18 protein-coding genes are annotated in these 12,933 nt (G+C 69.6%); 5 read left to right on the top strand and 13 right to left on the bottom strand.

Annotated elements, in window-relative coordinates:
- Positions 1 to 28 precede the first annotated feature (28 nt).
- The 3 genes from ACWPOB_RS00160 to ACWPOB_RS00150 all read right to left on the bottom strand — a co-directional run bounded on the left by ACWPOB_RS00160 (position 29) and on the right by ACWPOB_RS00150 (position 1,887).
- Entirely contained in the window at positions 29 to 937 is a 909-nt protein-coding gene (locus ACWPOB_RS00160) for a VTC domain-containing protein (RefSeq protein ID WP_455399497.1), read from the bottom strand.
- A 225-nt stretch (positions 938 to 1,162) separates the two neighbouring features.
- A complete protein-coding gene (locus tag ACWPOB_RS00155; protein ID WP_455399496.1) occupies positions 1,163 to 1,684 on the bottom strand; it encodes a DnaJ family domain-containing protein in 522 nt (173 codons plus the stop codon).
- Positions 1,685 to 1,716: 32 nt separating this feature from the next.
- Complete coding sequence (locus tag ACWPOB_RS00150; RefSeq protein WP_455399495.1) at positions 1,717 to 1,887, bottom strand: hypothetical protein; 171 nt, start codon at positions 1,885 to 1,887, stop codon at positions 1,717 to 1,719.
- A 26-nt stretch (positions 1,888 to 1,913) separates the two neighbouring features.
- Between ACWPOB_RS00150 and ACWPOB_RS00145 the strand changes: the two genes are divergently transcribed.
- Entirely contained in the window at positions 1,914 to 2,435 is a 522-nt protein-coding gene (locus tag ACWPOB_RS00145) for a CGNR zinc finger domain-containing protein (protein ID WP_100055781.1), read from the top strand.
- A gap of 10 nt (positions 2,436 to 2,445) precedes the next feature.
- Here ACWPOB_RS00145 and ACWPOB_RS00140 read toward each other — a convergent pair whose 3' ends face one another.
- The 9 genes from ACWPOB_RS00140 to ACWPOB_RS00100 all read right to left on the bottom strand — a co-directional run bounded on the left by ACWPOB_RS00140 (position 2,446) and on the right by ACWPOB_RS00100 (position 7,538).
- A complete protein-coding gene (locus ACWPOB_RS00140; RefSeq protein ID WP_100055782.1) occupies positions 2,446 to 3,228 on the bottom strand; it encodes a putative protein N(5)-glutamine methyltransferase in 783 nt (260 codons plus the stop codon).
- Positions 3,229 to 3,245: 17 nt separating this feature from the next.
- Positions 3,246 to 3,536: a GNAT family N-acetyltransferase gene (locus tag ACWPOB_RS00135; protein ID WP_100055783.1), complete on the bottom strand. Its 291-nt coding sequence runs from the start codon at positions 3,534 to 3,536 to the stop codon at positions 3,246 to 3,248.
- A gap of 17 nt (positions 3,537 to 3,553) precedes the next feature.
- Positions 3,554 to 4,015 (bottom strand): MarR family winged helix-turn-helix transcriptional regulator, encoded by a 462-nt coding sequence (locus tag ACWPOB_RS00130; RefSeq protein ID WP_455399494.1) that lies wholly within the window; start codon positions 4,013 to 4,015, stop codon positions 3,554 to 3,556.
- 45 nt (positions 4,016 to 4,060) lie between these two features.
- Positions 4,061 to 4,525, bottom strand: coding sequence for a carboxymuconolactone decarboxylase family protein (locus ACWPOB_RS00125; RefSeq protein ID WP_100055785.1), 465 nt, complete (start codon positions 4,523 to 4,525; stop codon positions 4,061 to 4,063).
- Positions 4,522 to 4,998: a bacterioferritin gene (gene bfr / locus ACWPOB_RS00120; protein ID WP_006944064.1), complete on the bottom strand. Its 477-nt coding sequence runs from the start codon at positions 4,996 to 4,998 to the stop codon at positions 4,522 to 4,524. The genes ACWPOB_RS00125 and bfr overlap by 4 nt, the downstream gene beginning before the upstream one ends.
- A gap of 45 nt (positions 4,999 to 5,043) precedes the next feature.
- Complete coding sequence (locus ACWPOB_RS00115; RefSeq protein WP_006944063.1) at positions 5,044 to 5,241, bottom strand: (2Fe-2S)-binding protein; 198 nt, start codon at positions 5,239 to 5,241, stop codon at positions 5,044 to 5,046.
- A gap of 196 nt (positions 5,242 to 5,437) precedes the next feature.
- On the bottom strand, positions 5,438 to 6,241 hold the full coding sequence (locus ACWPOB_RS00110; RefSeq protein WP_455399493.1) for an AIM24 family protein: 804 nt from the start codon (positions 6,239 to 6,241) through the stop codon (positions 5,438 to 5,440).
- Positions 6,190 to 6,906, bottom strand: coding sequence for an AIM24 family protein (locus ACWPOB_RS00105; RefSeq protein WP_206530738.1), 717 nt, complete (start codon positions 6,904 to 6,906; stop codon positions 6,190 to 6,192). Before ACWPOB_RS00105 ends, ACWPOB_RS00110 begins: the two co-directional genes overlap by 52 nt.
- 11 nt (positions 6,907 to 6,917) lie before the next feature.
- Positions 6,918 to 7,538, bottom strand: a complete 621-nt coding sequence (locus ACWPOB_RS00100) for an AIM24 family protein (RefSeq protein WP_100055787.1) — start codon at positions 7,536 to 7,538, stop codon at positions 6,918 to 6,920.
- A gap of 57 nt (positions 7,539 to 7,595) precedes the next feature.
- Between ACWPOB_RS00100 and ACWPOB_RS00095 the strand changes: the two genes are divergently transcribed.
- Both ACWPOB_RS00095 and ACWPOB_RS00090 read left to right on the top strand, forming a co-directional pair.
- Positions 7,596 to 8,360, top strand: coding sequence for an IclR family transcriptional regulator (locus ACWPOB_RS00095; protein ID WP_455399492.1), 765 nt, complete (start codon positions 7,596 to 7,598; stop codon positions 8,358 to 8,360).
- Between the two features lie 98 nt (positions 8,361 to 8,458).
- A complete protein-coding gene (locus ACWPOB_RS00090) occupies positions 8,459 to 9,643 on the top strand; it encodes a 4-hydroxybenzoate 3-monooxygenase (protein WP_455399491.1) in 1,185 nt (394 codons plus the stop codon).
- Positions 9,644 to 9,689: 46 nt separating this feature from the next.
- On the opposite strand, the gene ACWPOB_RS00085 is transcribed toward ACWPOB_RS00090, so the two are convergent.
- On the bottom strand, positions 9,690 to 10,382 hold the full coding sequence (locus ACWPOB_RS00085) for an SDR family NAD(P)-dependent oxidoreductase (protein ID WP_455399490.1): 693 nt from the start codon (positions 10,380 to 10,382) through the stop codon (positions 9,690 to 9,692).
- A 132-nt stretch (positions 10,383 to 10,514) separates the two neighbouring features.
- Here ACWPOB_RS00085 and ACWPOB_RS00080 point away from each other — a divergent pair, with 132 nt between their 5' ends.
- Both ACWPOB_RS00080 and ACWPOB_RS00075 read left to right on the top strand, forming a co-directional pair.
- Positions 10,515 to 11,408: a LysR family transcriptional regulator gene (locus tag ACWPOB_RS00080; RefSeq protein WP_100055791.1), complete on the top strand. Its 894-nt coding sequence runs from the start codon at positions 10,515 to 10,517 to the stop codon at positions 11,406 to 11,408.
- 146 nt (positions 11,409 to 11,554) lie between these two features.
- Complete coding sequence (locus ACWPOB_RS00075) at positions 11,555 to 12,919, top strand: MFS transporter (protein WP_100055792.1); 1,365 nt, start codon at positions 11,555 to 11,557, stop codon at positions 12,917 to 12,919.
- The last annotated feature ends 14 nt before the right edge of the window (positions 12,920 to 12,933 follow it).

Genomic DNA, 12,933 nt, shown 5'->3' with positions numbered 1-12,933 from the left:
CGGGGGCGCGGGCAGGCGGTGCGGCGGATCAGCGCGCCATCGTCGAGGTCTCGAAGAGACCGGTCGGCACGCGGTCGTCGAAACCTTGCGGCAGAACGAGTTCGGGGGCGCCCATCCGGGAGCGCGGAGCGAGGCCGAACGCCTCGACGGACTGGCAGTACTTCGAGACGCGGACGACCGACATGTCCAGCCGGGCGGTCAGGTCGGTCGCCCAGTACGGAATTCGTTCGTTGGCCTTGAGTTCGACGATCGCCAGCCTCGGCGGGACGACGAACCGGTTCTGTGCTCCCGAGGCGAAGTGGAAGTCGCGGTCGCGGCCGTGCACCTTGTGGTCGATCGTCACTCGCAGACCGAGGTCGGCCTCGCGGCCGACGAACGCCTCCCGCAGGTAGCCGGTGGTCACGATCGGCCGCAGGTCGAGGTTGCCGATCAGCGTCGTCACCTCGTGGACGAACGGGCGTTGCGAGGGACCGCAGCCGATCTCCTGCCGTCCGTCGAGCCAGCGTCGCGCGTTCCCGTACGGCACTGCGATGCGCCGCTTCTGGGTGACGCGGTTGACGCGCTGCTTGATCTCGATGTGCACCGGCGTGTCGTCGGTACATTCGGAAGGGTTGCCGTACAGGCGCATCCGAAGCTTGCGCCGGAACCGCAGGCCCTCGATCTTCTCCCAGTAGAACCGCAGGTCCGGCGTGTCGTAGTAGAGCGAGGTGACCGGGTACCCACCATGGGGCGAATACGGATCGGTGTCCATCCGCGCCGCGAGTTCGCGCCGCAGTTCGGGGACCTTCATCTCGTCGACGAAGTATTTGATCTCGTAGCGATTGAAGGCGTGCAGCCTCCCGGCGGTCTGCTGGTAGCCGGTCGGCGCGGTGGGGACGTCCTCCGCCCGGTGCGTGCCCTTCGCGGAGGGCGTGCGGAATCGGTCGAACACTCCCATGGAACCGGCCTCTCGTCGGCGAACCGCTGTGCGGTGAACGCGATGCGAACGAAACCAGTACAGCCGGTGACACTCGAGGAATCTTGGGACGTTCCTGGCAGTTTGCTGGCAACGGGTACGCCGAGCGGGACGGCAATCAGCGAATGGTGGTCGCGGACGGCTGTGGACCGCGCGGCTGTGCGGTCGTGCGGATTCGGGGGAGCGAACTCGTCGCCGCTCCGCGCCTCAGGTTCCGGCGGACCGGATTCCCAGGACTCGGTGCCACCAGCGTCGACGCGGCGGCTCGGGGGCGTACTCGCGCAGCACGGCCGCCGCTGCCGCGGCCCGCTCGGCGCGTTTCGACCGCAGCTCCGCCCGGTCCGCCGCCCACTGCCGGACCACCTCCTCCGGGTCGACCCTGTGGATGGGGACCAGGGGGCCGCTCGGTGCGCGCAGGCAGTCCACGATCCGCCGGTTCAGCTCCCGGACGATCTGCCGCACCGCCGGCTCGGAGGGCACGTCGAGCACGGTGCCGCGCAACCGCTCGATCTCCTTGCGCAGTTGCAGCGGGGGCGGCAGCAACGCCTCGGTCGACAGTCCTTCCCGGCGCAGATAGTCCTTCACCCACCACAGCTCGTCGTCGCTGCGATGCGGGATGGGTTTGCCGGCCCCGCTGAGGTTGTCGAAGTCGCCCCGCTCCTGCGCGACGCGGATCTGACGTTCGATCCACGACTCGAAGGTGATGTCCGGCCGCTTGCGCTCGGTCATGAAGGCGATTGTCCTCCGCGGGGCGCCGGGTTTCACGGTCGCGGGGTGACCGGGACCGTCGCCGACACGCCGATCGGATCGGCGACGAGGGGCGTCGCGACCATGCGCCAGCGGCCGCACGCGCAGCGCTGGTAGTGCACCACGCCTTCGCTCGTCGGGTGGCGGGAGACCTCGGTCCAGTGGTGGCGGTGGGATGTCTGCATGCCACCCAGCGTGATGTAATGGCATTGTGCATCTCAACCCTTACGGCGAGTATGCCGTGCGGCTCGCCGCGGATCTGGTGAACGACCCGCCCGTGACCGTCGACGCGCTGGTGCACCGCTGCGTCGAGGCGGGCCTGGTGATCGACTTCCCAGTCGGTGCCGACGACCTGCTCGGCGTCGGCGCGATGCTCGAACGCTGGTGCGCCGTCGTCGACGCGCCCGGGGACGCCGAGCGCGCCGCGCTGGTCAACGAGATGCTCGCCGCCGCATCGGCGTACCCGCGCATGACGAACCACGCCGGCGACGGGTGGCACCTGCACTACCGGGACGACCAGCATTCCCTCGCCGGTGTCGTCGAGGCCCTCGTCTCCGTGGGAACGGCCCTGCACCTGGTGGGCCGGGGCATGCACCGCCTCGGCCGCTGCGCCCTCGACGAGTGCGACCACGTCTACGCGGACACCTCCCGCAACGGGCGGCAGCGGTACTGCTCGCCGCGGTGCGCGAACCGCGACGCCGTGCGCCGGCACCGGGCCGCGCACGTCGGGTGAGCCGGGACGATCAGCGCGGAGCGGTGCCGACGACGACGGTCGCGAACGCGTCGTCGCTGTGTACCACCTGCGGGATCAGCCCGCTGCGGGCGAAGCACTCGGCGATCCCGGCGGCCTGCCGCTCGCTCGATTCGACCAGCAGGTGCCCGCCCGGTGCCAGCCATCGCCCGGCCGTCGCGGCCACCCGCCGCAGCACGTCGAGGCCGTCGGCGCCCCCGTCGAGGGCGATGCGGTCCTCGTGGTCCCGGGCCTCGGCGGGCAGCAGCGCCAGGTCCGCGGTCGGTACGTACGGCACGTTCGCGAGCAGGAGATGGACGCGCCCGCGCAGCACCTCGGGGAGCGGGTCGTAGAGGTCGCCCTCGTACACCCGGCCGCCGAGCGCGGCGACGTTGCGGCCCGCGCACCGCACCGCGGCGGGATCGAGGTCCGTCGCATGCAGTTCCACCCCGGCAACGGCCGTCGCCACCGCGGCACCCAAGGCCCCCGAGCCGCAGCACAGGTCGACGACGACGGCGCCGGGCACGGCGAGAGCGACGGCGCGATCGACGAGGAACTCGCTGCGCCGGCGGGGGACGAACACCCGGGGGTCCAGGAGGATGCGCAGGCCGTGGAACTCCGTCCAGCCGAGGATGTGCTCGAGCGGCTCGCCGGCGGCGCGCCGGTCCACCATGCCGGCGAGCTCGCCGGGCGTGCCGGCGGCCTCGACGAGCAGCCGCGCCTCCTCCTCCGCGAACACGCAACCCGCGCGCCGCAGGGTGGTCGCGACGGCGGAGGGATCCGGCGGAGTCGGCATGCGGCCGTGTCCCGGTCTCAGTCGGCGAGATCCTTGTATTCGGGGTGCTTGTCGATGAAGCCGTCGACGAACGGGCAGATCGCCACCACCCGCTTGCCGCGGGCACGCACGTCGTCGAGCGCGAACCGCACCAGCGTGCTCGACAGGCCCTGACCCGAGTAGGCGCGGTCGACCTCGGTGTGGTCGAACACGAGTTGAACGTCGCCGTCGGGGTGGTACTGGGTGTAGCCGACGACGGTGCCGCCGTCGCGCAGTTCGTAGCGCTGTTGCTGCGGATTGTGGACGGCGACGACGGACGGGTCGCTCATGGCATTCCTCCGGCTGTTCAGGTGTTTTCGAGCAGGTGCGCGCGCATCGCGGTGTACGTGTTACCGAAGCGGGTCACGTCCTGAGGGCTGAGCAGGTCGAACACGTAGGAGCGTACGGCCTCGACGTGTCCGGGGCTGGCCTGGGCCAGCTTCGCGGCGCCGGCCTCGGTGAGTTCGGCCAGCATGCCGCGCTTGTCTTCGTCGCATTCGACGCGTTGCACCCAGCCGGCGTCGACGAGGCGGCTGATCGCGCGGGTGACGCCGCTGCGGGTCGTGACGACGGCGTCGGCGAGGGCGCGCATGCGCAGCCGCCGGCCGGGGGCCTCCGAGAGGGCGACCAGCAGTTCGTAGTCGGTGAGGGACATCCCGGAGTCGTGGGTGAGCTGCTTGTCCAGGGCGCTCATCAGCAGCCGGGTGCTGTCGAGGTAGGCGCGCCAGGTGCGCTGCTCGTCGTCGCTGAGCCACCGGGTCTTCGTCATCCGTCGAGAATAACCGGGTGGTTGCTCAGGAAATCAATTCGGCCGTCACTGTTGCGGGGGACGTACCGGGTGCCGGCTGACGATGGAGATCCGGTTGAACGCGTTCATCGCCACGGCAACCCACGCGATCGCGGAGAGCTCGTCCTCGGTGAGCCGGGCGCGCGCGAAGTCGTAGTCCCGGTCCTGCAGGTGACTGTCGGGCAGCGTGGTGATCGACTCGGCGAGGGCGAGTGCGGCCTGCTCCTGCTCGGTGAACAGGTCCGTCTCCCGCCAGGCCCGCAGCACCGCGAGCCGCTGGGTGGTCTCGCCCTCGCGCAGGGCGTCCCGGACGTGCACGTCCAGGCAGTAGGCGCAGCCGTTCATCTGGGAGACGCGTACGTTCACCAGCTCCACGAGCCGACGCTCGAGTCCGGCGTCGGCCGTGGCCTGGCGGATCGCTTTGGCTACCTCGATCTGCGCCCGGTACACCGGGCGGGTCTGCTTGTCGATCGGGACGCGCTGCTCGCTCACTCCGGCGGCGATACGTGCACGGAGATGTAGAGGGCTTCGCCGAGCTGCTCGAGCAGGCCCAGCTGGGTCTCCAGGTAGTCGATGTGCTCTTCCTCGTTCGCGAGGATCTCCTCGAAGATGCGCGCCGAAGTGATGTCGCTGACCGAGCGCATGTACTCGGAGCCCTTGCGGAGCCGGTCGCGGGCCTCGATCTCGACCTGCAGGTCGGCCTCGAACATCTCCTTGACCGTCTCGCCGAGCCGCAGCGTGCCGAGCCGCTGGTAGTTGGGCAGGCCCTCGAGGAACAGGATCCGGTCGGTGAGGGTTTCGGCGTGCCGCATCTCCTCGAAGGATTCGGCGCGGGTGTGCGCGGCGAGCTTGGTCCAGCCGTTGTTGTCCTGCATCTTCGAGTGCAGGAAATACTGGTTGATCGCCGTGAGCTCGGCGGTGAGCTGCTCGTTGAGGTACTCGATGACCTTCTTGTCGCCCTTCATGGCGCCTCCCGGGGACCGAACGCGGATCGACCGCCGGGTAGGGGTCTAGACGGCGGTCTCGAGTTCGATCCTCTCATCCCGCTCGCGGGATGCGCGAACGATCGCCGAGATATTTCGGACGCACCGTCCGCAGTCGGTGCCGGCGCGGCAGGCCGCACCGATCTCGCGGGTGCAGCGCGCCCCGGCGGCGATGTGGGCCTCGATGTGCCGGTGCGAGAGTGCGTGGCAGCTGCAGACGATCATCGAGACCCTCCTGGACGTACTACTTAGGTTCACCAAACCTTACCTCAATGAGGTGTGGCTTACCTGTGATCGTAGTCACAATCCGGCCTCGGGCGCCCCGGGCAAGTGCCCAGTCCCGGCCCGGGGTGCCCTGCGGTCGGTGCTGCCGGGCTCAGGGCTGCCGAGTTCAGGGCTGCCGGGCTCAGGGCTGTCGAGTTCAGTGCTGCTGGGACTGCAACTGCGACGCCACCACCTGGTTGATCCGCTGCAGACCGCCGGGGGTCAGGCCGGGCAGCTGTCCCTCGATGGTCCGGACGATCGCGCTGTCGTCGATCACCTTCTCGCTGGACTGGATGAGCACGGTCCCGGCGCCCGTGAAGTCGAACTGCCGCTCCTCCCCGGACTGCACACCGAACATGCGCGCCCCCGCCGCCACGAAACCGTTGACCCACGCCTCGTCGTAGTGATGGCTCGGCGACGGGCAGTCCGCCCACCCGACGAGCGCCTCGGGATCGACCCGCAGCGGCGGCTCGGCGAACATCACGGGCCCGTTCGACGACGCGAGGAACTTGCCCGTGCCGATCAGCGTGAGGAAGCCCGGCACGATCGACTGGTTCAGCGACAGCCCGGGCTCGAACGCGAGCAGGTTCGCGGCCCGGATGGTGAGGTTGCCGTCGTCGAGGTCGTAGGAGTTGATGTCGTACCCACGGTCACCGAGGATCAGCTTCCCGTACCCCTCGGCGACGACGTAGTCGCCCATGTACAGCGGGGCCGAGAACTGGTGCGCCACCATCTGCAGCAGCTGCCCCTGCAGTCCGTGGGTGAGCGAGGTGAACTGCACCTGCCCGTAGTAGGCGATCATCGCGCCCTTGGACAGGAACCACGGGCTCTGCAGGTCGATACAGAAGGCGTAGTGGTTGTCGGGCAGGTTGTCGCTGCCGACGAGATGGGACGGGTTCAGGACGACGCTCACAGTTTCTCCTCCGACGCTTGCACGTAGACGATGCCCTGACCGGTGCATTCGAGCTGGAGGCCCTCGCCGCCGCTGCGACCCGCGGTGCGCCAGCTCATCGCGGACTTCAGTTCCGTCCGCACCGGTCCGTGGGCGGCGATGAAGGACTGCGGGTCGACGACGACCGGGGCCGGCCCGCCGACCTGCAGCTCGAGGAATCCACCGTGCCCCAGCAGCACCGCGGCCCCGCGCCCGGACAGCTGGGTGGTGAACATGCCGGTGCCGGTCACCATGCCGGTGGCGGCGCTGCGCAGCGCACCCAGGAAGCCACCACCGCCACCGCCGCCCCCGGCCGGGGGCGCCGACATCGACACCACCGAGCTCTGCAGGCTCGCGGTGTATCCCAGCAGCCGCGACGCCTCCACCCGCAGCTCGCCACCCGCGGACAGGTCCACCACGTGCACCTCGAGACCGCGGAAGCCGTAGTGCACCACGCCGTTGCCCTGCGCGAGCATCGTGCGTTCGTGCTCGCCCTGCATCATCCGTCCCGCCATCCCGGCGATCCCGCCCATGCCGGGCATCCCACCGGCCCCGGGAACCTGGTGCGGAGCGAACTGCACCATGCCGGTGTAGAACAGCATCGCGCCGCGGCGGGCGACGACCGGCCCGGACTGGTTCAGATCGACCTTGACGACCTTGCCGTTGATCTTCGAGAACACCGCTGTCTCCGTCATCACTGCCTCCCTCACCGCTCCGCCGGCTGGATGGACACGACGCCCATGCCGTCCCACCGCAGCGAGAACGCCTCGCCGCTGCCCTGACCGACGACCGTGCGCCACGAGACGTCGGTGACGAACGACTGGCTCAACTGTCCCTTCGCGCACACGAACGCGTCCGGGTCGACGACGAGTGGGTACTGCGGGGAGACCTCGAGGTGGATCAGTGGGCCGCCGGCCGACAGCAACGCGACCTGCCCGCTGCCGGTGACCGTCGTGGTGAACAGGCCCTGGCCGCTCATGTTGCCGCGCACCCCGGCGAACGTGACGTTCGTGGTGAGGTTGCCGTTCAGGGCGAGCAGTTGCTCCGACTCGACCTGCAGCGTCTCGTTGTTCAACTCGAGCACCGTGACGTCCTGCCCCTGGTGGGCGAGATAGACCACGCCGTTGCCGCCGCACTCCATCAGCGACAGGCCCTCACCCGTGGCGCGCTGGCGCAGGCCGGCCAGCACGCCCTCGCCGCCGCCGAATCCGGCCGACTTGAACTGCACCTGGCCCTCGTACGCCACCATCGACCCCGACAGTGCCCGGATGCTGGTGTTGTTCAGGTGCGCCGCTATGACCCGTTTCGATCTCTCGACCAGTCGCATGCGCGAACACGATAGACGCTCGACCGCCGGTGCGCCCTTCCGGCTCGGTCCCGCACGATGCGGACACCCCACAATGGGTGCGTGCCCGATGTTCCCGACCGGACCCTGCTCGGCCGCGCTTTCGCCGTGCTGGGCGCGTTCACCGCCGAGCGGCCGCGCCTGACCCAGTCGGAACTGAGCCGTCGGACCGGGCTTCCCCTGCCGACGGTGTTCCGGCTGTGCGGCCAGCTCGTCGACGCCGGGGCACTCGAACGCCGTGCGGACGGCAGCTATCAGGTCGGGGTGCGGGTGTGGGAGCTCGGTGCCCTCGCACCCCGCGCGCACGGCCTGCGCCAGGTGGCGATGCCCTATCTCGAGGACCTGTTCGACGCGACCCGGGAGAACGTGCAGCTGGTCGTCCGGGAGGGTCTCGAGGCGCTCTACGTCGAGCGGTTGTCGGCGCGCGGTGCCGTGGCCGTGGTCGGCCGGGCCGGCGGCCGGCTGCCGCTGCACGCGTCGAGCGGTGGGCTGGTGCTGCTCGCCCACGGCGGGCCCGAGCTGCTGCAGGAGGTGCTCGATGCCGGGCTCGAACGGTTCACCCCCGCCACGATTACCGACGAGTCCCGGCTGCGGCGCGTGCTCGACGACGTTCGCCGCACCGGCATCGTGATCTGCCGCGAATACCTGAACGTGGGCACGATGGCGATGGCGGCGCCCATCCGGGAGCGCTCCGGCCGGGTCGTCGCGGCGATATCGGTGGTGGTGTCGATCGATGCGGATCCGGCGCCGTTGATCCCGGCCATGCGAGCGGCGGCGAGCGGCATCTCCCGGCGGCTGACCTGAAAGCTGTCTTTCGCTGAGTGAAAGTGGGGGGTGACGACGTGGACCTTCCTTCGGGACAGTGAGGGCCGTCACCGCTTCCGACTTCCGAGGAGTCCACCATGAGCGAATCCCGCACCCAGGTCGCCGTCGTCGGCGCCGGCCCCGCCGGGCTGATGCTGTCGCACCTGCTGCACCTGCGCGGCATCGAGTCCGTCGTGCTCGAGGCGCGCTCGCGGGAGGACATCGAGGCCACCATCCGCGCCGGCGTGCTCGAGCAGAACACCGTCGACCTCATGGTCGAGACCGGCGTCGGCGACCGGCTGAAGGCCGAGGGCTACGAGCACCACGGCGTGGAGTTCCGTTTCGGCGGCAGGGGCCACCGCATCGCGTTCGACGAACTCGTCGGGCGCGCGGTCACCGTCTACCCGCAGCACGAGGTCAACAAGGACCTCATCGCCCGCCGTCTCGCCGACGGTGGCGACCTCCGCTTCGGTGTCTCCGACGTGCAGGTCCACGACCACCTCACCGATCGGCCGTACCTGACCTACACCGACGCGCAGGGCAACCCGCAGCGCCTCGACGCGCTGCTCGTCGCCGGCTGCGACGGCTCGCGCACGGGCACCCGCGGTCTGATACCGGCGCCGCAGGTGCGCACCGACCACTTCCGGCAGTACCCGTTCGCCTGGCTCGGCATCCTCGCCGAGGCGCCCCGCTCGTCGGAGGAACTGATCTACGCCCGGCACGAGCGGGGCTTCGCGCTGATCTCCACCCGCACCGCCGAAGTGCAGCGGCACTACCTGCAGGTGGACCCGGACGACGACGTCGCCAACTGGTCCGACGACCGCATCTGGAGCGAACTGCACGCCCGGGTCGACGGGGAGGGCGCCGAGATCAAGGACGGCCGGATCTTCGAGAAGTCGATCCTGCAGTTCCGCAGCTTCGTGTGCGAGCCCATGCAGCACGGCAACCTGTTCCTCGCCGGCGACGCCGCGCACACCGTCCCGCCGACCGGCGCCAAGGGGCTCAACCTCGCGGTCGCGGACGTGTTCGTGCTGGCCCGTTCCATGGACGAGTACCTCATCCGCGGCGAACGCGGCCGGCTCGACGGTTACACCGCGGAAGTGCTGCCGCGCGTGTGGCGGGCACAGCACTTCTCGTGGTGGATGTCGTCGATGCTGCACGCCCACCCGGGCAGCAGCCCGTTCGACAACAAGCGCCAGGACGCCGAACTCGACGCGATCACCCGTTCCGTCGCCGGGCGCACCCTGATCGCCGAGCAGTACACCGGCACCCCGCTGGTCTGACACGTCGACGCCGTCCGCGCGCGCAGCCTGCTCCGGGTGCGGACCGTCAGTACGACGCGCGGCCGCCGCTCGCGTCGTACACGGCGCCGGTCGAGAAGCTCAGCGCGTCCGAGGAGAGCCAGGCGACGAGTTCGGCGATCTCGTCCGGCCGGCCCATCCGGGCCATCGGCGTCAGGCTCTGCGACCGCGCCAGGATCGCCGGATCTGTTCCGGCGTTCATCGGGCTCTCCACCGCCGCGGGCGCAACCACGTTGGCGAGCACCCCGGTCGTCGCGATCTCCTTGCCGAGCGACTTCGTCAGCGCGATCACCGCGGCCTTGGACGCCGAGTAGGCGCTCTGCTTCGGATTGCCGTCCTTGGCCGCGATGCTCGCCAGGTTCACCACCCGGCCCCAGCCGGCCTCGATCATCGCGGGAACGAAGGCGCGGCACGTGAGGAACGTGCCGTCGACGTTGATGCGGAACGTGCGGTGCCAGTCGGACAGCTCGATGTCGACCAGCGGCGCCGACGGTCCCACGACGCCGGCGCTGTTGACGAGGATGTCGACCCGGCCCAGGCGTTCTCGCAGCCGTTCGACGGCGGCGGGGTCGGTGACGTCGACGCGTTCGTCGGCGCCGTCCGCGATGTCGGCGGTGACGACCCGGACGCCCGCGGCGGACAGCCGCCTCGCGCAGGCCGCGCCGATTCCGCTCGCCCCGCCGGTGACGAGCGCGGTCGCGCCCGAGGGATAGGTCACCATACGGCTGCTCCTCGCCGGTGTGTGGATAGTAGTCTGAATCCATGTGCGAAATCGAAACAATCGGAGACGCACCATGTATGAATCTGGATATACGGCTGTAGGTGCAGTCGTCAAGTCCCCGAAGGGATCGACATGGAGATCCGCTGGCTTCAGGCCTTCGTCGCCGTCGCGGAGGAACTGCACTTCGGCCGGGCCGCCGCCCGCTTGCAGATGGCGCAGTCACCCCTGAGTCAGACGGTGCGCAAGCTCGAGAAGGACCTCGGTGTGCCGTTGTTCGAGCGCAATACGCGCAGCGTCGCCCTCACGGCGGGCGGTCACGCCTTCCTGTCCCACGCCTACCACATCCTCGAAAGCGTCGAGACGGCACGGCAGGCCACGCGCGCGTCCGCCGGCGGCGTGTACGGCCGCATCAAGATCGGGTTCACCGGTGTGCTGAACCATCTTTCGCTCCCGCCGCTGACCCGGGCGCTGCGACAGCGTTACCCGGATATCGAGCTCGACCTCGTCGGCCGCATCATGACCCGGGAGGCGGTCGCCCAATTGGAGAGTGGCGCATTGGATCTCGCGTTCGTCGGGCTGCCGGTCCAGTCCACGGCGGTGGCCACCCGGCTGATCCGCCGCGAGTCGTTCGGCGCCGTGCTGCCCTCCGACCACCCGCTCGCCGGAGAGCCGGAGATCGACCTGCACGACCTCGCGGACGACGGCTTCATCACCACCCCGTTGTCGGCGGGGTCGGCTCTGCAGGAGAGCGCCATGCGTGCGTGCCTCGACGCGGGGTTCCGCCCGCGCGTGGTCCAGGAGATCACCGACCCGTACATGATCCTGGTGCTCGTCTCGGCCGGCGTGGGAGTGGCGCTGATGACGTCGAGCATCGCGACGATCACGCCGCCGGGCACGGTCTTCGTCCCCCTCGCCGGAGAATCCGTCTACATGCACCACGGGATCGGCTGGTCGCCCCGGCGCGTGTCGCCGGCGCTCGAGGTGGCCTTGAAGGTCGCCGAGGAGATTCTGCCGACGCCCGATTGAGACGATAAGGGTCTTTATCTGAGACTTTTTCAGTGTTGGACGCTGCATAGTGCGGCGTGTCACGCTCGTCTTGTTCCGGCGACTGTGAGGGCCATCACCGAATGGCCGACTCGGCGTCCGTCGGATCCTGGGACGAAAGGAACGCCATGGCGAACACGCACGCTGCCGGCCCCGACGGACGACCGAACGAGAACGCCCGCCGGGCGGCCATCTCCGGTTTCCTGGGCAGCACCCTGGAGTACTACGACTTCTTCATCTACGGCTCCGCCGCAGCCCTCGTCTTCGGGAAGATCTTCTTTCCCGGCGACGGAGCCACCTCGACGCTGCTGTCGATCAGCACCCTCGGCGTCGCATACATCGCCCGCCCGCTCGGCGCCGTGCTGTGGGGGCACTGGGGTGACAAGTTCGGCCGGCGCAACGCCCTCCTGGCCTGCCTGATGCTGATGGGCATCGCCACGTTCGTCATCGGCTGCCTGCCCACCTACGAGCAGATCGGCATCGCCGCGCCGGTGATCCTGGTGCTGCTGCGCCTGCTGCAGGGCCTGTCGGCCGGTGGTGAATCCCCGGGCTCGTCGTCCCTGACACTCGAGCACGCCCCGGCGCACCGGCGCTCGTTCTTCACGTCGTTCACCATGAGCGGCATCATGTTCGGCATCGTCATCTCGAGTCTCGTGTTCATTCCGGTGGCATCGCTGCCCGACGAGGCGCTGTACTCGTGGGGCTGGCGGGTGCCGTTCTGGCTCAGCATCGTCGTCACGGTGGTCGCAGTGTGGCTGCGCCGCAAGCTCGACGAGCCCGAGGTGTTCGAGGAACTCCAGGAGAACGGTGAGACCGCCGCCCTGCCGGTCGTCGAGATGTTCCGCTCGCACTGGCGCACCGTCCTGCGGATCAGCCTCAGCGCCACGTTCGCCATGATCAACACGATCGTCAACGTCTTCGCACTCGCCTACGCCGTGCAGGTCGAAGGCTTCGAGCGTTCCACGATGCTGTGGGCGATCGCCGCAGCCAACTTCGTCGCGGTGCTCAGCCAGCCCGTGGCCGGGCTCCTCGCGGACCGGATCGGCCGCAAGCCGGTGTTCGTGTTCGGTGCCCTCGGCTCGGGCGCGATGGTGTTCGCCTTCTTCCACGCCATCGGAACCGGCAGCGCCCCCTTGGTGTTCGCGTCCGGCATCGTCCTGATCGGCTTCTTCTACGCCATGCCGAACGGTGTCTACCCGGCCTACTTCCCGGAGCAGTTCCCGGCGCGGGTCCGGTACACGGGCATGGCCGTGAGCCTCATGCTCGGCCTGCTCGTCGCCGGATTCACGCCCGCCGTCGCGCAGATGCTCTCGGCGGGGGACACCAGCAACTGGGCCCCGGTCGCCTGGATGTGCCTGGGCTTCGCGGTGCTGTCGTCGATCGCCGCCCTCACCGGGCCGGAGACCTACCGCATCCCCACCGAGGACCTGGGCGAGCGTCGCTCGGCGCCGGTGGCGCGACCGGCGCAGGAACTCGTCCGCAGCGACGTCTGACCGGCCACCGAGCC

This window comes from Rhodococcus sp. 2H158 (assembly GCF_053764755.1).
This window is presented reverse-complemented; position numbering and strand designations above follow the sequence as displayed.